The organism is bacterium SCSIO 12696 (genome assembly GCA_024397955.1).
Taxonomy (GTDB): domain Bacteria; phylum Pseudomonadota; class Gammaproteobacteria; order Pseudomonadales; family Porticoccaceae; genus SCSIO-12696.
On sequence record CP073744.1, the window covers coordinates 1,978,549 to 1,997,217 of the forward strand.

Here is an 18,669-nt window from a genome sequence, read left to right on the forward strand (position 1 = left end):
TTTGGATCAGTTCACTTGTGCTTCCAGCTCACCCGCTTCATAACGCTGGAACATACTCTCCAGGCTAATCGGAGTGATTTTGCTGGCATTACCTGCTGTACCAAAGGCTTCGTAACGGGCTACACAGATTTCGGTCATGGCCTTTGTGGTTACCGCCAGGAATTTGCGCGGGTCAAACTCTGAGGTGTTTTGCGCCAGGAAACGGCGTACAGCACCCGTAGACGCCAAGCGCAGGTCAGTGTCGATATTGACTTTGCGCACACCGTGCTTAATGCCCTCACAGATTTGCTCCACTGGCACACCGTAGGTTTCTGGAATTTCGCCACCAAACTCGTTGATCACCGCCAACCACTCCTGAGGTACGGAAGATGAGCCGTGCATCACCAGATGAGTGTTGGGGATACGAGCGTGAATTTCCTTAATACGATCGATAGCAAGAATGTCCCCAGTGGGTGGGCGAGTGAATTTGTAGGCACCGTGGCTGGTGCCACAGGCAATTGCCAGGGCGTCTACGCCGGTTTTCTTGACAAAATCCGCCGCTTCTTCCGGATCGGTGAGTAGCTGGTCGTGGCTCAGCTTGCCCGCTGCGCCCACACCGTCTTCCTCACCGGCCTCACCGGTTTCCAATGAGCCCAGGCAGCCCAATTCACCCTCAACGGAAACACCGCAGGCGTGAGCCATTTCCACAGTGCGCTTGGTTACGTCGACGTTGTATTCGTAGCTGGACGGTGTTTTGCCATCCGCTTCCAAAGAGCCGTCCATCATCACCGAGCTAAAGCCCAACTGAATGGAACGCTGACACACGGAGGGAGAGGTACCGTGATCCTGGTGCATACACACCGGGATATGAGGAAACTCTTCGATAGCCGCCAAAATCAAATGGCGAAGGAACGGAGCGCCAGCGTACTTGCGAGCACCGGCAGACGCTTGAACAATCACCGGAGAATCGGTTTTGTTGGCCGCTTCCATAATGGCGCGCATTTGTTCCAGGTTATTGACGTTAAACGCAGGCACGCCATAGCCATGTTCAGCGGCGTGATCCAACATTTGGCGTAGGGAGATTAGGGCCATGATTTTGTTCCTTTAATGTCGTCTAACTTACTCGTAATTATCTATTCTGCTGCTCGGGCTTCCAGCACAGCCACCGCAGGCAAAACCTTCCCTTCCACAAATTCCAGGAAGGCGCCGCCACCAGTGGAAATATAGGACACTTTATCGGCAATGCCGTATTTGTCCACAGCGGCCAGCGTATCGCCGCCGCCGGCAATGGAGAAGCCCTGGTTGTCGGCAATGGCCAGAGAGAGGGCTTTGGTACCTTCGCCAAACTGGTCGAACTCAAATACACCCACCGGCCCGTTCCAGATGATCGTACCCGCATTGGCAAGAAGTTCAGCAAACACCGCAGCTGTGTCGGGGCCGATATCGAAAATCATATCCTCTTCAGCCACATCGGCTGCGGCTTTCAGGGTGGCCTCTGCGGATTCTGAAAACTCGCTGCCCACCACCACATCTGTGGGCAGCGGAATGCTGACTTTGCCCGCCAGCGATTGGGCAGCGGGGATCAGATCTTGCTCACACAGGGATTTACCCACTGGATGACCGGCAGCAGCCAGAAACGTGTTGGCAATACCGCCACCGACAATCAGCTGATCCACTTTCTCGGATAACGCTTCCAGCACGGTTAACTTGGTGGATACTTTGGAGCCACCAACGATGGCAACCACCGGTTTGGCGGGTTCATCCAGGGCCTTGGCCAGGGCGTCCAACTCACCGGCTAACAACGGGCCTGCACAGGCTACCGGGGCAAAGCGGGCAACACCGTGAGTCGATGCCTGGGCACGGTGGGCAGTGCCAAACGCGTCCATAACAAACACATCGCACAGGGATGCATAGGCTTTCGATAGCGCTTCGTCGTCTTTCTTTTCGCCCTGATTAAAACGCACGTTTTCCAACAGCACCAATTCGCCACTGCCGAGGTCGAGACCGTTTTGCCAGTCAGCCACCACTGGCACGTCGCGATTCAGCAAACCGCCCAAATGCGCGGCCACCGGTGCCATAGAAAACTGCTCTTCAAACTGACCCTCGGTGGGTCGCCCAAGGTGGGACATCAGCATGACTTTAGCACCGGCATTCAGCGCGCGCTCAATGGTCGGCAACGCTGCGCGAATGCGGGCATCAGAAGTCACTTTGCCGTCTTTTACCGGCACATTCAGGTCTTCTCGGATCAATACCCGCTTACCGGCAAGATCCAGTTCGGTCATCAGTTTTACAGTCATGTTTACTCTCTCAGCAGTCGGCCACCTTGTCGGCATACCGATTCCCACATCAGATTATCTGGTTCCAATATCGCAACACATCCAGCAGCCGATTGGCATACCCCCACTCGTTATCGAACCAGATCAGTACTTTCGCCAAACGTTTGCCACTGACCCGGGTCTGGCCGGCGTCGACAATACCGGAACGTGGGTCGTGATTAAAATCGCAGGAGGCCAGCGGCTCTTCGGTATAGCCAAGCACACCGTGAAAACGGTCGCGGGCGGCTTCAGCAAGGATGCCATTCAACTGCTCGGCATCCACATCACTGGCCAATTGCACCGACAAGTCGATCATCGATACATTGACGGTGGGCACACGCATGGCCTGAGCTTCAAAACGCCCCGCCAGCTGCGGCATCACCCGGTCGATGCCACGAGCCAGGCCGGTATCTACCGGAATAATTGACTGCACGGCGGAGCGGGTTTTGCGCAAATCCGTGTGGTGGTAGGCGTCGATCAGGGGCTGGTCGTTCATTGCGGAGTGCACCGTGGTAATCACCCCGTATTCCACCCCTACGGTATCCTGTAAAGCCTGAATCACCGGCACTACGCAGTTAGTGGTGCAGGAGGCGCCGGAAACAATGGTGGCGTCGGCAGTGAGTAAGTGCTCATTGACGCCGTAAACGATGGTGGCATCCACTTCCGGTTTTGCTGGCTGGGAAAATAAAACCCGCTTGGCGCCCTGAGCGAGATGCTGCTCTGCGGTGGTACGATCGTCAAAGCTGCCGGTGCACTCCAGCACCACATCCACGCCCACCTCTGCCCAGGGCAGATCATTAATGGATTCGCAGTGGAATACCTGAATACGATCGCCGTTGACTGTCAGCACATCATTGGCCACCGCCACATCGCCGGCAAAACGCCCATGGGTGGAGTCATAGCGCAACAAATGGCCAACGGTCTTGCAGTCCGCCAGCTCGTTGATAGCCACTACCTTTAGCTCATCACTGCAGCCGCTCTCATAGAGCGCCCGCAATACCGAGCGGCCGATGCGGCCAAAGCCATTGATGGCTATACGCAAGCTATCCTCCTACCCCGAGATTCCGCGTTGCTCTACCCGGAAAGCTCTTAAAACAGGCTCTCTGCCGCTTCAACCACGTTTTCAACTGTAAAGCCAAAGTGCTTAAACAGCTCGCCCGCTGGTGCGGATTCGCCAAAACTGTTCATGGCGACAATTTTGCCGCCAAGGCCTGTCCACTTGTGCCAGTAGTCACCGTGGGCTGCTTCTACCGCTACCCGGCGGGACACAGAAGCAGGCAGTACCGACTCGCGGTAGTCTGCGTCCTGAGCGGCAAAAATTTCCGCACAGGGCATGGAAACTACGCGAACCTTGCGACCAGCTTCACTCAGCTTGGCAGCAGCATCCATGGCCAGACCCACTTCTGAACCCGTGGCAATCAGAATCGCTTCCGGCGTGCCATCGCAATCAACCAAGGTGTAAGCACCGCGAGCGACATCCGCCAATTGTTGGGCATTGCGCTGCTGATGAGGCAGGTTTTGACGACTGAAAATCAATGCGCTGGGGCCGTCGCGACGTTCAATCGCGCCTTTCCAAGCCACCGCGGACTCCACCGCATCGCAGGGGCGCCAGCAGTGCATGTTCGGTGTGGTACGCAGATTGGTAATTTGCTCCACCGGCTGGTGGGTGGGTCCATCTTCACCCAGACCAATGGAATCGTGGGTGTACACAAAAATACTTTGCTGCTTCATCAGCGCCGACATACGCACCGCATTGCGGGCGTATTCCATAAACACCAGGAAGGTGGCACCGTAATTCACAAAGCCACCGTGCAGAGCAATGCCGTTCATAATCGCGGACATGCCAAATTCGCGTACACCGTAGTAAATGTAATTGCCGGCGGCATCGTCCGCAGACACGCCTTTACTGTCAGACCAGATCGTCAAGTTGGAGCCCGCCAGGTCGGCGGAGCCGCCAATCAACTCAGGCAGCAGTGGGCCGTAGGCGTTGAGGGTGTTTTGCGAGGCTTTACGGGAGGCGATGGTGTCGCCCTTGGCCTGACATTCGGCGATATAGGCATCGGCCTTTTCGCTAAAGTCCGCAGGCAGGTCACCTTTCATGCGACGCTCAAACTCGGAGGCCAACTCCGGGTGAGCCGCACGGTAGGCGTCAAAACGAGCATTCCAGTCACTCTCGGCGGCAGCGCCTTTTTCTTTGGCGTCCCAGCCCGCGTAAACCTCAGCGGGCACTTCGAATGGGCCGTGGCTCCAACCCAGAGTTTCCCGGGCCAGTTGAATTTCATCCGCACCCAGCGGCGCACCGTGGCAGTCTTCTTTGCCCTGTTTGTTGGGGGAGCCAAAGCCGATAATGGTTTTGCAGCAGATCAGTGTCGGCTTATCAGACTCCGCACGGGCCGCCTCAACCGCCGCTTTAATGGCGTCGCTGTCGTGGCCGTCTACGGCTTCGATCACTTGCCAGCCATAAGCGCGGAAGCGCGCCGGCGTATCGTCGCTAAACCAGCCTTCTACCTCACCATCAATGGAAATGCCGTTGTCATCCCAAAAGGCAATTAACTTGCCCAGGCCCAAGGTGCCGGCGAGAGAACAAGCCTCGTGGGAAATGCCTTCCATCAAACAACCATCACCCAGAAACACGTAGGTGTTGTGATCAACGATAGCGTGGCCGTCGCGGTTGAACTGGGCAGCCAGCACCTTCTCCGCCAGCGCCATGCCTACACCGTTAGTGATGCCCTGGCCCAACGGGCCAGTAGTGGTCTCAATACCCGGCGCGTAACCGTATTCCGGATGACCGGGGGTTTTGGAACCCATCTGGCGGAAGTTTTTCAGCTCCTCAATGGGCAGCTCATAACCGGCCAAATGCAGCAGGGAGTAATGCAGCATGGAGCCATGGCCATTGGAAAGCACAAAGCGGTCGCGATCGGCCCATTCCGGATTAGCGGGGTTGTGCTGGTAAAAATCGTTCCACAGCACTTCGGCAATATCTGCCATACCCATAGGGGCACCGGGGTGACCGGAGTTGGCTTGTTGCACGGCGTCCATACTGAGGGCACGCACGGCATTGGCGAGGTCGCGACGAGTGGGCATGGGGAGTTCCTAAAATTGGCTTAAATGAAATCAGCGAAAGGGCGCTATTCTCCCTTATATTGGCGGCTCCCGTAAACCAAAAACGCCGGCAATCCACGCTGAATTGCTGGCGTTTTCCAGTTTTAGGGCTTCTTTATGCTTCCGAAAGGCCTTTTCTGCCGTTTAGCTGCGAACCACCTCGGGTTCGATAGCGGTTCGCGGTGTCCCAGAGAGCATTATGACCGCGATCACCCCCACCCCCATTACCAGGCTGTAGATGCGGGAAAACTCATCGCCGTTATGAGTAAAGGCGACCACAATAAACGCGGCGCTGGCGACGGAATCCAGCAGCAGATGCGCCCGATAGGAAAAAAGTCCTTTCCAGGACAGCTTGTAGTCGGTCATCAAGCTGTAAGCAATCAAGCCTATACCTGCGATCACCGAAAACCAGTGTACAAAGACGGAGTGCTGCTGCATTGACAACGCAAATGGCAGCAAAATCAAGGCCGAGGCGGCCGCATAATCCAGCACACCGTGGAGTGTTGGGGTTATAAATCGGACAGTCATTGGTCGCTCCAAATTAATTTAGTTTTTAATCGAAACTAAATATATATTTCTCAACAATTCCAGTCAAGACTTTTGTTTTGAATGGGAACAATTTATGCTGTCTGAAATTTCAGAGCCCACTCAACCATGACCCAAAAAAACAACATCATTGATTATCTGGAATCCCTGTTCGCCATTCTTCGTTATGAGCAGCGCGACATCTCCAATGCCCACGGATTGCAGCATGTGCATATTCAGATCATTACCTACCTAGGCCGCTGTAACCGCTACAGCGACACCCATCAAGTACTCTGTGATTACCTGGGGTTAACCAAAGGCACGTTGTCTACATCTGTCGGCTTGCTGGTTAAAAAGGGGCTTTTGGAAAAGTTGTCGGACCCTGCGGATGGTCGCAAGGTGCACTTACGCCTCACTCGAACAGGTGCCAGCATTTACAAACAACTGCGCAGCAGTTGGGCCAAATTGCTGCAACCTGTGGAGTCACCTGCCACTGTAGACTCATCCCTGAACGGCCTGCTTCGAGCCATACAAACAACCAACGACAATCACGCCTTTGGCATTTGCCATAGCTGCAAGCATTTGTGTCGCGCCGGTAAACAGTTTTCTTGCGGGCTCACTGACGAGCCATTACAAATCCGCGAAACCGAGCAAATCTGCGTCTTTCACGCTCACCCAGACTAAATTCAGACCTTTCATTCAGATCTATATCAAATTTTTTTGATATAGATCTGATCTTTTGTTAGCATGCCTCGCCATGAGCAATAGCCCTGCGCCTGAAACAGACACGCTGGCCGCGCTGTTAAAAGCCGGGGGAGACCCATTGAGGCTGGAAATTTTGCGGGTCTTGCGGCGCGATTCTTACGGAGTTCTGGAGCTGTGTCGAATCTTGGACTTGCGCCAGTCGGCACTCAGTTACCAGCTCAAAGTACTGGCCAAAGCGGGCCTGGTAACCACTCGCAAAGAAGGCAACACCGTGTTTTACCGCCGCGCACCGGTGTCAGGCACACTGAGTCCGTTATTACAGGAGCTGTTTGCCGCCGCCGACAGGTTGCCATTGAGGCCACCCTTGCGACAGGGCATAGCCAATGTGCAGGCAGATCGTGTCGCGGCATCGCGAGACTTTTTCCAGCGCAATGCCCGACGGTTTCGCAAATACCAGGACTTGATTGCCAGCTTTAAGGATTATGGTGAGGCCGTCACCGATCTTCTAGGGCACATTGTGCCACCATCGGCGGCCAACGCACTGGAAGTAGGGCCTGGAGAAGGAGAGTTGCTACCTAACCTGAGCAAGCGTTTTGAGCGGGTTATCGCGTTGGATTTATCCACGGAAATGTTGCAAAAATCCCGGGAGCTGGCCAGTAAACAAGCACTTGCCAACATCGGTTTTTTTCACGGTGACACAACGGCAGCGATAGCAGAAGGCATCAAGGCAGATTGCATCACCATCAATATGGTGCTGCATCACACCCCATCGCCCGCCGAAGTTTTTACTGACCTTGGCCAACTGCTAAATCCCGGTGGTGCCCTGTTAGTGACCGATCTGTGCCATCACGACCAGGCTTGGGCACGGGAATCCTGCGGCGACCAATGGCTGGGATTTGAACCGGAAGATTTAACCGACTGGGCCAGGCAAGCGGGACTGAGCGAAGGGCACAGCGAATATCTGGCACTTAAAAATGGCTTTAACGTGCAATTGAGGCACTTTGTAAATGATGATGCCACTGGCAACTGATCACTGGCACAACACCATGCTCGCTTAAATGAGCAGTGAGTACACCATTAACCTAAGCAGTTGAGACGAAAATATGAGCAATTACACCGTATTTACTTCGGAATCTGTGTCCGAAGGCCACCCCGACAAAATGGCGGATCAGATTTCCGACGCCATTCTCGACGCCATGCTGCAAGACGATCCGGAATCCCGAGTGGCGGTAGAAACCATGGTCAAAACCGGCATGGCAGTGGTTGCCGGTGAAGTGCGCACCTCCACCTATGTGGACCTGGAAGAAGTCGTTCGTCAGGTAATTCTCGACATCGGCTACGACTCCAGCGATGTCGGTTTTGACGGTGCCAGCTGCGCGGTGCTCAACGCCATCGGTAAACAGTCCCACGATATCGCCATAGGTGTCGACGAAGGCGATGATAAAGACCAAGGGGCCGGTGATCAGGGCCTGATGTTTGGCTACGCCACCACCGAAACCGACGCGCTGATGCCCGCGCCAATCTACTACTCCCACCGTTTGGTAGAGCGTCAGGCCTACCTGCGCAAACAAGGTGTTCTGCCCTGGCTGCGCCCAGACGCCAAAAGCCAGGTGACCATGCGTTACGACGCCAGTGGCAAACCCTGTGCCGTAGACGCCGTGGTGCTGTCCACCCAGCACAATCCGGATGTATCCCAGGCCGACATTCGCGAAGCAGTGATGGAAGAAATCATCAAACACTGCCTGCCCGAGGATCTGCTGCACGCCGACACCAAATACCACATCAATCCCACCGGTCAATTTATTATCGGTGGCCCAGTGGGCGACTGTGGCCTTACCGGACGTAAAATTATTGTCGACACCTACGGCGGTATGGCTCGCCACGGCGGTGGTGCCTTCTCCGGCAAAGACCCGTCTAAGGTGGATCGTTCTGCCGCTTACGCCGGCCGCTACGTGGCCAAAAATATTGTTGCTGCCGGCCTCGCTGAGCGCTGCGAAATCCAGGTGTCCTACGCCATCGGTGTGGCTGAGCCCACCTCCATCAGCATTAACACCTTCGGCACCAACAAACTGCCGGAAGAACATATCGAAGCATTGGTACGAGACCACTTCGACCTGCGCCCCAAAGGCATTGTCGATATGCTCGACCTGAAGCGCCCCATTTACCGACCCACAGCGGCTTACGGCCACTTTGGGCGGGACGAAGCTGAGTTCACTTGGGAACACACCGATAAAGCCGAGGCCCTGAAAGCCGCGCTGTAATTTATTTTGGCCGCACGTTAGAGAGATAACGTGCGCCCTCTAACCAAGAGGTATTGATTATGAACACTGCAGTAACTATCACCGACTACAAAGTCGCCGATATCACCCTCGCCGACTGGGGCAACAAAGAAATTGCGATCGCCGAAACTGAGATGCCAGCGCTCATGGCATTGCGCGCCAAGTACGCGGGGCAACAGCCGCTGGAAGGGGCAAAGATTCTGGGTTGTATTCATATGACCATCCAGACCGCCGTGCTGATCCAAACGCTGGAAGCTCTGGGTGCGGAGGTGCGCTGGACATCGTGCAATATTTTCTCTACCCAGGATCACGCTGCGGCGGCCATCGCCGCCAACGGCACCCCGGTGTTTGCCTGGAAAGGCGAAACCGAGGAAGAGTACGACTGGTGCCTGGAACAACAGATCCTCAAAGACGGCCAGCCCTGGGATGCCAATATGGTATTGGACGACGGTGGTGACCTCACCGCCATGCTGCACGAAAAGTACCCACAAGTACTGGATAACGTGCACGGCATTACTGAAGAGACCACCACCGGGGTACACCGTCTGTACGACATGCTGGCTAATGGCGAATTGAAAGTGCCCGCCATCAATGTCAACGACTCAGTGACCAAATCCAAGAACGACAACAAGTACGGTTGCCGCCACAGCCTGAATGACGCCATCAAGCGCGGTACCGACCACCTGCTGGCGGGTAAAAAAGCGCTGGTTATCGGCTACGGTGATGTGGGCAAGGGCTCTGCGCAATCTCTGGTTCAGGAAGGCATGATCGTCAAGGTTGCCGAGATTGACCCTATCTGCGCTATGCAGGCCTGCATGGACGGTTTTGAAGTGGTTTCCCCGTTTGTGGGCGGCGACCAAAGCAGTGGCGTTGACACCCAGTTGCTCGGCAATACCGACCTGGTGGTGACCACCACCGGTAACGTGAACGTGTGCAACGCCGCCATGCTGGCCGCCCTGAAAAGCGGTTGTGTCGTATCCAACATCGGCCACTTCGACAATGAAATCGATACCGCCTTTATGCGCGATAACTACGAGTGGGACGAAGTGAAACCTCAGGTACACAAAATCTACCGCGACCGCGCCAGCAATGATCACCTGATCCTGCTGTCCGAAGGCCGCCTGGTCAACCTGGGCAATGCCACCGGCCACCCATCGCGCATTATGGATGGCTCCTTCGCCAACCAAGTGCTGGCGCAAATGCACCTGTGGGAACTGAAATACGCACACCAAAGTGATGAACGCAAAGCGGAGCTGTTGAAGGTGGAAGTACTGCCGAAAAAGCTGGACGAGGAAGTGGCGTCAGATATGGTGGCCGGCTTTGGCGGTGTGATAACCAAAATGACCGACACCCAGGCTGAGTACATTGGGGTGCCTGTTGAAGGCCCCTACAAGCCAGAAGCGTATCGTTACTAAACCGTTATCTGTTTGAGGTTCGATGCTGGACGCAAGCGCCGTATCTGCATGCGCCTGACGTTTAGCATTGAGCTTTAAGCAACAGACTTCAGTGATAAAAAATGACCACCGAAAATATAAAAATCAGTTTCGAATTCTTCCCACCGAAAACACCGGAGGGCCGAGAGAAGCTAAAAACCGTTCGCGCTGAACTGAACAAACTCGGCCCCGATTACTTTTCCTGCACCTACGGGGCTGGCGGCTCCACTCGCGATAACACCAAGGGCGTGGTGCTGGAAATGCGCGAGGAAGGCTACGACATCGCCCCGCACTTGTCTTTTGGTGCCGACAGCGAGGAAACCATCCACGCCCTGTTGAGCGATTACAAAAATGCTGGCGTCAATCGCCTGGTGGCCCTGCGCGGCGATTTGCCTTCCGGTATGGGCGCACCTTCGGTGGTGTATGCGTCGGAGCTAGTAGCTTTTGCCCGCAAACACTTTGGCGACCACTTTAAAATTGCGGTGGCCTGCTACCCGGAAACTCACCCTCAAGCCCCCAGCTACAGCAAAGACATTGAATACCTGAAACAGAAATTCGATGCGGGCGCCAACACTGGCATCACCCAGTACTTTTACCACGCTGACGCCTATTTCTACTTTGCGGAAGAGTGCGATAAGGCAGGTATTCACCAACCGATTTACCCCGGGATTATGCCCATCACCAACTACCAGAATCTGGTGCGCTTTTCCGACGCCTGCGGCGCCGATATCCCCCGTTGGATTCGCAAAGGGCTGGAAAACTGCGGTGAAGACAAAGAGGCCATTCGCGCCTTTGGCCTGGACGTAGTCACCAGCTTGTGTGAACAGCTTATTGATGGCGGTATTCCCGGCTTTCACTTCTACACCATGAATCAGGTAGAACCAACGCGGCAGATTATTGAAAACCTGGGCTTGATCGAATAGCGACTACCTAGGGGCTGTAAACCCGCCCTTACAAGGTTTCCCTATTCCCGTCGTTGCGAGCAGCGCAACGACGGGGCAATCTCCTCGCAATAGCCCAGTTTAGTTTCGAGGACGCCCTATGGCCCATATGCAACCCCTGTCTGCGGATACCCACCCAGGACTGGCAGACGACTTTCAGATATTCGTAGAGATTCTCGGCTTTGTACCCAACAGCCTGCTGACCATGCAACGCAGCCCAGATATGGTGAAGGGTTTTGGCGTACTTACCAAAGCAGTAATGAATCCGGAAGGTGGCGTAGACTTGGGCTTTATGCGCATGCTGGCGCACTTTTGCAGCCGCGCCGCCGGTTGCCAATACTGTGAGGCACACTCTCTGGTAGCCGCGCAAATTCACGGTATTGCTCAGGAAAAAATTGATGCCTTGTGGGACTACCAAACCAGCGAACACTACTCCGACGCAGAGCGAGTGGCATTGGATTTTGCCCTGGCCGCAGGCTCGGTGCCCAATACTGTGGATCAAGCCTTGATGGACCGCATGAAAGCGCATTGGAGCGAAAAACAGATTGTGCACATCTTGGGAGCCATCAGTCTGTACGGCTTTCTCAACCGCTGGAATGACAGCATGGCCACCGATTTGGAAGAATCCCCAAAAGCCATGGGCGAACGAGTATTGCGCTCAGGCGGCTGGGACGGTGGTAAACACGTTAAATAAACGTAAAAACGCTTTACTGGTTTGCCCTTCACTGTACCTTGTGGTTAAAACATACTCCGCAGAATCAACACACTTTTAGGGCAGCCATATGAACTTCAAAGGATTACTTGATCAGGTGATGAGCTCTGGTGCCGATGTGGCACACCAGGCCAAAAGCCACGTAGGTCAAAACTCATCGGGCGGCGGCCTATCGGATATGACCAAAGGAGTCATTGGTGGGGCCGTGGGCGGCAGCTTGTTAGCAATGCTGGCGGGCAATAAAAAAGCTCGCAAAATGGGTATGAAGGTCGCCAAAATTGGCGGCGCTGCAGCGCTTGGCGCCTTCGCTTACAAAGTCTATAACGACTATCAAGCCAACCAAAGCTCTCAAACCCGTATTCCAGCCCAGGCCTCCACTGCGCCAGCACAAACAGAGCAGCACTCAATGGTGGTACTCAAAGCCATGATTGCCGCCGCCAAAGCCGATGGCCACGTAGACGACAATGAAAGTGCTCGCATCCATGACGCAGTGCAAGCGGCTGGTGCCTCTGGCGAGGTGACGGCTTTTGTCCAACAAGAGCTCGATAAACCCCTAGACCCCAGTGAGATTGCCAGAGCGGTCAGCGGCCCTGAAGAAGCCAGCGAGGTGTACCTGGCCTCACTGTTAATAGTGGATGAGCAAAATTTTATGGAAAAAGCATACCTCAAAGAACTGGCAAGCCAGCTCGCACTGCCCCCTGAATTGGTGTCTCGGCTTGAGGCACAAGTGGCTTAACCAGTCACTGATTACGTCATAATGCGTATTAGCCGTATATATATCGATCAACCCCTGAGTGCCGGGGAAGAGGTTTTACTCAACCCGGAAGCTGCCCGCCATCTGGTGACGGTGTTACGGGCCAAGGTCGGTGCCGAACTGGTGCTGTTCAATGGTCGCGGTGGGGAATACCGGGCAACGTTGACTGAAGCCGCCAGCAAAAAAACTGTCGTGCGAGTTGAGTCATTTGACGATGTTGACCGCTGTTCCCCATTGCCCATTCATCTGGGCATTGGCTTATCTCGGGGTGACCGCTTTGATTGGGTGATTCAGAAATCCACAGAGCTAGGGATTTCAGAAATTACCCCACTCTACACCGAACGCTGCGAAGTGAAGCTCAAAGGTGATCGCACTGAAAAGAAACTGCGCCACTGGCAACAAGTCGCCATCAGCGCCTGCGAACAGTGTCAGCAAAATCGGGTGCCTGTGATTCACCCTCCGATCACGTTGCAACGGTGGCTGGCAGACACCGAGGCAACGCAAAAGTTTGTGCTCCACCATCGCAGCGAAAAAGCCTTGCGGGATTACAGTGATACACCCCGCTCCGTTGCCCTCGCCATTGGCCCGGAAGGTGGATTATCGGAATTCGAAATTCAAACTTGCCACGATAGCGGCTTCCAGAATTTGACCTTAGGCCCAAGGGTTTTGCGCACGGAAACCGCACCGCTGGCGGCAATCAGTTTGTTGCAATTTCAGTGGGGAGATTTTTAAAGCCCGTCATTCCCGCGAAGGCGGGAATGACGCCACCTTACAAGTGATAAGAAACCGACAACTGAATATAGTCGTCCCGCTCCACAAAAAACGCACTCTCCCCCGGCTCAGAACCGGTTAAAAAACGCGCTCGCAATTCAGCGGTAATATGTTGGCCAATGCGGGTTTCCGCCTCGATATTGTAAAACTGCTCGCCGCTGTGACGGTCCACTGACACGCCCGCCAGCAAAGCGGTATCTTGAGTATCGTTCAGTGACCAGCGCATTCCTGCAAACAGGTCGTCATCCGCCAAAGTAAACGGTGCCAGTTCATTGCGGCCATCGTATTGGTACTCCAACAGCACGCCAATATCCGTGCTGGATTCTGCCACCTGATAGAAGGTGTATTCAAAGCCAGCCACGGTGGCAAAAAAGTTGTCGATACGGCTTTTCTGGTAAATGCCTTCAAACTTCAGCAACCAGGCTTCCCAGGTGTATTGCAGATCAACACCGAGCTGATCGATTTGATCGTAATTGGGTATCAGCCACTCTCCGCTGCTGTCGAGCAACAAACGCGCTTCCCGATTAGTGCCACGAAAATAGGAGGCGCCGAAATCCCAATCACCGAAGTAATGGGAATAGCGCAGGGCGATATCCTGATGCCACTGGCCAGCGGCAGATTCGTAATCAGCGCGATCATTATCTACCGGCAGCGGGGTGCGCAAGCGGCCATCGCTACCCGGGAAAGTGCGTTCGCGAAAATAAGGCAGCCAATACAAACTGACAGCGCCCCAGTCCGTTTGTGTGCTGGCAGTAATCATAGGCTGACCCAGTTTGTCTTCCTGATCGATGTCTTCCACCAGGTCGGTCTGGTTAATAATATCCACCAGGTGGCGAGATTCAGCGACGCCCCAGAATACTTTATCGACACCAGTGGTAATTTCCCATTTATCGCCTATGTAGCGCCAGTAGGCTTCGCGCAAGTCGAAGTGCGAACGCTCGCTGTCTTCAGCGTCGTAGCGCAGAAACGGAACCAGGGCAAACTGGTTTTTTCGATCATCACTTTTATAACGAAATTCCGGCTGCAACATCAGCGACAAGCCCAAACCGCGCTGTTGGTTATCGACGCGGACATCCTGGATAAACCAGCGGCTTTCCAGACCAACCTCAATAGACGCATTCCAGTTATCCGCCTGCGTTGCTATTGAGGCAAAAACCAAAGGAGCCGTGAGCAGTTTTTTCAAAATAATGTCTCGCAATGACAAAAATTTATTAGTTTTTAGCGCAACCGGTTCAATACACCCTTGGTAAAGTCTTTATCCGTCAATCCGGTTTTGAATTGGTAATCCGAATACAGCAGATCGGTGCTTTTTCCGGTTTTGTGGTTCACCATAACCATTTTTTGAGTACGCCAGATGTTACCTTCGTAGAGTTTGTAATTTTCTAGCGTCAGGGTCTTTAACTTGTCGCCACGGCGATCGTAAAATTCTACCTGACGCACTTGAAAGTCTTTTTGGTCAGTCCAGGATACCTGCTTTTTATATCCGGACTTTTTGTAAGCCGGATAGCGCTCCACCACATCACAAGTCAAATCAGTGTCTTGTGGACACGGCTCTTCCCGCAAAAATTTGTAGGTAAATTTATTCAGTTCCTGAGCGGTAAAATCTTCAAAGGCAAATTCACTGCCTACAAATGGGCCGGATTTATTGGCGGAGGAAATTCGCTTGGTACGTTTTAGAGCGGGCAAAAACAACCACTGATTATCCGGCTTGAGAATTTGCGCGTGGGACAGCAACGCTGTGCCCTCTACATCAGCCGGGGTATAAAATAAAATCAGGCTTTTGTCGCCCACATTTTCATCCGCCAGTTCCAGAGTTTTGGTGAGCAGGGTGCGGCGGGTTTCGGTACCGGCGGCGTTGCGCAACACCATAGTCAGTTCTACTTCGCTGCTTTCAAAACCGCGATCAGAACGATCGGAACGGGCAGCGATGTCGAAGCCTTTTTGTTGCAGATCATCTGCTTGGATTTGCACCGCAACTGAAAACAGAGTGGCGGCAAAAATTATTAATTTTTTCATTTAAAAATTCCTTTGAAATACTGAAACTTAAAAAGAATCGTCATTCCTGCGCGGAGATGACGGTGTTTTTCAAGACAGCGCCTGTTTGGCAACTGGCTCCGCCAATTTTTTCTTATGCCCCAACATCAACAACGCTGGCAGCATCAAGAAATCAAACACTAGGGCAGAGACAATCGTAATGGCGGTCAACAATCCCATCTGGAAGTTGATCAGGAAACTGGAATACATCAGCACACCAAAGCCGATCACTAAAATAACGGTGGTGGCCAGAATAGCGACGCCTACGGTTTGGAAGGCGTAGCGAATGGCGTCGGGAATTTCCAAACCTTTCTCCCGGCGAGCGCGTAAGTACTTGGATAAAAAGTGCACGGTGTCGTCCACCACAATGCCCATAGACGTGGCGGTAATCGTAGCGGCTGCCATACCCACTTTGCCCACCAAAAGTGCCCAGATACCAAAGGTCATCATAATTGGTACCGTGTTAGGAATCAGGCTGAGAGCGCCGAGGCGAAAGCTGCGCAAAGCAAACATCAAAATAATGCCGATGGCAAAAATCGCCACGGTATTGCCTTTAAACATACTCTCGATATTGCGCTGGGAAATGTAGGAAAACATGACCGTGGCGCTGGTGGGTTTGGCCTGCATGTGTGTCGGTAGGTTATCCCCCATCCAGGCTTTGCTGCGATCCAAAAAGGCGCGTATTTCGATGGTCGACATATCTTTTAACGCGGCAGTAACGCGAGTAGCGGATTTGTCCACATTGATGCGATCGTTCAAATCCAAACCGTAGGGCAACGACATTTCGTACAATAGCAAGTACTGGGCCGCCAGTTCGCGATTGTCGGGAATGCGGTGCCAATCCGGGTCATCGCTGTGCAGGTTTTTATTGAGGCGTTTGACAATATCAGTGTAGCTGTACACGTGGTTCACTTCCGGCTGCGCGGCCAGCCAGTCGGTCAGCTGCTCCAGATTTTTCAGGTAATCGGGATCACTGATGCCACCGGCTTCACCCGATTCCACCGACAGCTCCACCACGTAGGGGCCATTCAAATGAGCATTGGCAAAATCCGCGTCGTTGCGAAACTCCACACGCTCATCAAAGTACTTCACAAATTCGTCATTGAGCTGGATGGTGGGAATCATCGCCACCAGTATCAAGGTGGTGGAACCCATAATCAGCAGTATCGTCTTGTAACGTTCCGTAACCCAGTCCGCCAGGCGGGTAATACGCTGGTTCAGTTTGTTGTTACTGCCACCGTCACGCCGCTTGATCGGCAGCAAGCTCACCACCGCAGGCAATAACGTCAGCGACAACAACCAGGCTGCGGTAATGCCCATAGCGGTGATGTTGCCCAGGTGCCAAAACGGCGGCGTGTCCGAAAAATTCAACGACAGGAAACCCACCACCGTAGTCAGGCTGGTAATGGTCACCGGCATCAGGTTAATGCGAATGCTCTCTTTAAGAGCAGAAATCTTATCGCGGCCTTCACTCATGGCGGCAAACATACTCACCAATATATGAACACTATCGGCGATCGCCAGGGTGAGAATAATGGTGGGTGCGGTTACGGAAATGGGGGTCAGCTTGATGCCTGTAAACCCGGCCAAGCCCATGGCCACCACAGAGGAACACAAGATCACCACCAAAGTGGCGATCATGGCGCTGAACGAGCGCAACACCAGCACCATGGCGACCAGCAAAATCAGATACATCAGTGGCGTCAGGGTAGCCGCGTCGTTGCGGCCGGTCTCCCCAAAGGCGTTGTTGAGCATGGTAACACCGGACAGGGCGATGGTGAGGTCGAGGAATTCGGCGCGGAATTGATCCGCAATGTCGCGAGCCACAACCACCGCCTCCGGCACTTCCTGAATATTTTCGCCAGAAAATTGCAGAGTAGCGCTGATGCCGGCGGTACCAGCGTCTTCCGAAATCAGGTTATGCAGCAATAACGGCTCGGCCAGAGCCACCTGCTTTTTGACGACCAACTCTTCGGGAGCAAGCTCCAGGCCACCACTGATCAGGTCCTCAACGATCAGATCGTCATCTTCTGACCAGGTGTACTGGAAGTTGGTGAGTGAATCCACCCGAATCACATAGGGAATCTGCCAGGCCAGTTCGGTGAGACGCTCCATGGCGTCGGCCAGCTGTGGGGAAAACACTTCTCCATCCGCGGGCTTGAGCACAAACACGATGTTGTCGTTTTTGGTGTAGGTGTCCTGAAAGGACTCAAAGGCCACCAGCTCCGGATTTTCGTCACTGAAAAAGATGCGATAGTTGGTGGAAAATTCCAGCTTGCCCAGGCCACTACCAATGGCCACGACACCGGCAATGGCAGCAACAATCACCAGCCAGCGGTAGCGGATCATGGCGTTGGCAAGCCCCAGGGCAAATCGATCGGCAAAAGTCCCCATTGGAATATCCCCTCTTAAACGCTCTTTTCAGAACTGTCGTTCTGATTTTGGGCAAAAAAATTTATGCGTACTTAATCGTTAATAGCCGCCAGCGCCACTTTCAAAAACGGCTGCATGCGGGCCTCACCAAAGCCGGAGCGAACCATCATTGCCATGGCCATTTGCACCCCAAGCAAGTAACTGGCGTACTCATCCAGATCCATGGTTTCTGCCAAGTCACCATTGGCCTGGGCATTGCGCAATGCATTAACGAAGACTTGTCTCAGCCCTTCAAACATGGCATCCAGCTGCTCACCAATACCTGCATCGCTGCTGGCCAAATCAACCGCCGTATTGCACATAAAACAGCCCATATGGGCTTCAGACGTTTTGGCATGGGCGAGCAAACGAGCATAATACGCGCGCAATTCGTTCAAACCCGCCTCTGGGTTGCCCAATTCCTGAATCAAATCCTGAGAAAATTTTTGGTGGAAATGCTGCAGCGCCTTGATAAAAAATTCGCGCTTGTTGCCAAACTCCCCGTATATACCATAGCGGCTGATACCGGTGTGCTTAACAAGGTCATCCATCGACGTATCGGCATAGCCCTTCTCCCAAAAAAGGAGAACGGCTTTCTCAATAACGTCAGCTGGATCAAATTCGCGGGTTCTGGCCATAGAACCGAACTGTAGCAGAATGATCATTCTGTTATCAATGCTTTTATTTGTTACTCTTGCCGGTTACTG

General features: G+C 53.6%; 17 protein-coding genes. 8 read left to right on the forward strand and 9 right to left on the reverse strand.

Annotation, left to right across the window (positions count from 1 at the left end):
* Window positions 1-6 precede the first annotated feature (6 nt).
* The 5 genes from fba to KFE80_09155 form a co-directional block, all read right to left on the reverse strand.
* On the reverse strand, window positions 7-1,071 hold the full coding sequence (gene fba / locus KFE80_09135) for a fructose-bisphosphate aldolase class II (GenBank protein ID UTW44557.1): 1,065 nt from the start codon (window positions 1,069-1,071) through the stop codon (window positions 7-9).
* A gap of 41 nt (window positions 1,072-1,112) precedes the next feature.
* Complete coding sequence (locus KFE80_09140) at window positions 1,113-2,276, reverse strand: phosphoglycerate kinase (protein UTW44558.1); 1,164 nt, start codon at window positions 2,274-2,276, stop codon at window positions 1,113-1,115.
* Window positions 2,277-2,325: 49 nt separating this feature from the next.
* Window positions 2,326-3,336: a type I glyceraldehyde-3-phosphate dehydrogenase gene (gene gap, locus KFE80_09145; GenBank protein UTW44559.1), complete on the reverse strand. Its 1,011-nt coding sequence runs from the start codon at window positions 3,334-3,336 to the stop codon at window positions 2,326-2,328.
* A 47-nt stretch (window positions 3,337-3,383) separates the two neighbouring features.
* The gene (tkt, locus tag KFE80_09150) at window positions 3,384-5,378 is read right to left on the reverse strand and encodes a transketolase (GenBank protein UTW44560.1); all 1,995 of its coding nucleotides are present in this window, start codon (window positions 5,376-5,378) and stop codon (window positions 3,384-3,386) included.
* Window positions 5,379-5,540: 162 nt separating this feature from the next.
* Complete coding sequence (locus KFE80_09155) at window positions 5,541-5,924, reverse strand: hypothetical protein (GenBank protein UTW44561.1); 384 nt, start codon at window positions 5,922-5,924, stop codon at window positions 5,541-5,543.
* A gap of 126 nt (window positions 5,925-6,050) precedes the next feature.
* On the opposite strand from KFE80_09155, the gene KFE80_09160 reads away from it, so the two are divergent.
* From KFE80_09160 to KFE80_09195, 8 genes are all read left to right on the forward strand, one after another.
* A complete protein-coding gene (locus KFE80_09160) occupies window positions 6,051-6,605 on the forward strand; it encodes a winged helix-turn-helix transcriptional regulator (protein ID UTW44562.1) in 555 nt (184 codons plus the stop codon).
* Between the two features lie 73 nt (window positions 6,606-6,678).
* Window positions 6,679-7,656: an ArsR family transcriptional regulator gene (locus tag KFE80_09165; GenBank protein UTW44563.1), complete on the forward strand. Its 978-nt coding sequence runs from the start codon at window positions 6,679-6,681 to the stop codon at window positions 7,654-7,656.
* A 73-nt stretch (window positions 7,657-7,729) separates the two neighbouring features.
* Window positions 7,730-8,887 carry a methionine adenosyltransferase gene (metK, locus tag KFE80_09170; protein UTW44564.1) on the forward strand — a complete coding sequence of 386 codons (1,158 nt, stop codon included), beginning with the start codon at window positions 7,730-7,732 and terminating at the stop codon, window positions 8,885-8,887.
* A 59-nt stretch (window positions 8,888-8,946) separates the two neighbouring features.
* A complete protein-coding gene (locus KFE80_09175; GenBank protein UTW44565.1) occupies window positions 8,947-10,320 on the forward strand; it encodes an adenosylhomocysteinase in 1,374 nt (457 codons plus the stop codon).
* 101 nt (window positions 10,321-10,421) lie between these two features.
* Window positions 10,422-11,261, forward strand: a complete 840-nt coding sequence (gene metF / locus KFE80_09180) for a methylenetetrahydrofolate reductase [NAD(P)H] (protein UTW44566.1) — start codon at window positions 10,422-10,424, stop codon at window positions 11,259-11,261.
* 118 nt (window positions 11,262-11,379) lie between these two features.
* Window positions 11,380-11,973: a carboxymuconolactone decarboxylase family protein gene (locus tag KFE80_09185; GenBank protein UTW44567.1), complete on the forward strand. Its 594-nt coding sequence runs from the start codon at window positions 11,380-11,382 to the stop codon at window positions 11,971-11,973.
* Window positions 11,974-12,061: 88 nt separating this feature from the next.
* Window positions 12,062-12,727: a tellurite resistance TerB family protein gene (locus tag KFE80_09190; GenBank protein ID UTW44568.1), complete on the forward strand. Its 666-nt coding sequence runs from the start codon at window positions 12,062-12,064 to the stop codon at window positions 12,725-12,727.
* A gap of 21 nt (window positions 12,728-12,748) precedes the next feature.
* Complete coding sequence (locus KFE80_09195; GenBank protein ID UTW44569.1) at window positions 12,749-13,477, forward strand: 16S rRNA (uracil(1498)-N(3))-methyltransferase; 729 nt, start codon at window positions 12,749-12,751, stop codon at window positions 13,475-13,477.
* Window positions 13,478-13,514: 37 nt separating this feature from the next.
* Here the strand turns inward: KFE80_09195 and KFE80_09200 are convergent, their stop codons facing one another.
* The 4 genes from KFE80_09200 to KFE80_09215 form a co-directional block, all read right to left on the reverse strand.
* Window positions 13,515-14,699: a hypothetical protein gene (locus tag KFE80_09200; GenBank protein UTW44570.1), complete on the reverse strand. Its 1,185-nt coding sequence runs from the start codon at window positions 14,697-14,699 to the stop codon at window positions 13,515-13,517.
* A gap of 35 nt (window positions 14,700-14,734) precedes the next feature.
* The gene (locus KFE80_09205) at window positions 14,735-15,532 is read right to left on the reverse strand and encodes an outer membrane lipoprotein-sorting protein (GenBank protein ID UTW44571.1); all 798 of its coding nucleotides are present in this window, start codon (window positions 15,530-15,532) and stop codon (window positions 14,735-14,737) included.
* Window positions 15,533-15,601: 69 nt separating this feature from the next.
* On the reverse strand, window positions 15,602-17,944 hold the full coding sequence (locus tag KFE80_09210) for an MMPL family transporter (protein UTW44572.1): 2,343 nt from the start codon (window positions 17,942-17,944) through the stop codon (window positions 15,602-15,604).
* A gap of 71 nt (window positions 17,945-18,015) precedes the next feature.
* The gene (locus KFE80_09215; protein ID UTW44573.1) at window positions 18,016-18,627 is read right to left on the reverse strand and encodes a TetR/AcrR family transcriptional regulator; all 612 of its coding nucleotides are present in this window, start codon (window positions 18,625-18,627) and stop codon (window positions 18,016-18,018) included.
* Window positions 18,628-18,669 lie beyond the last annotated feature (42 nt).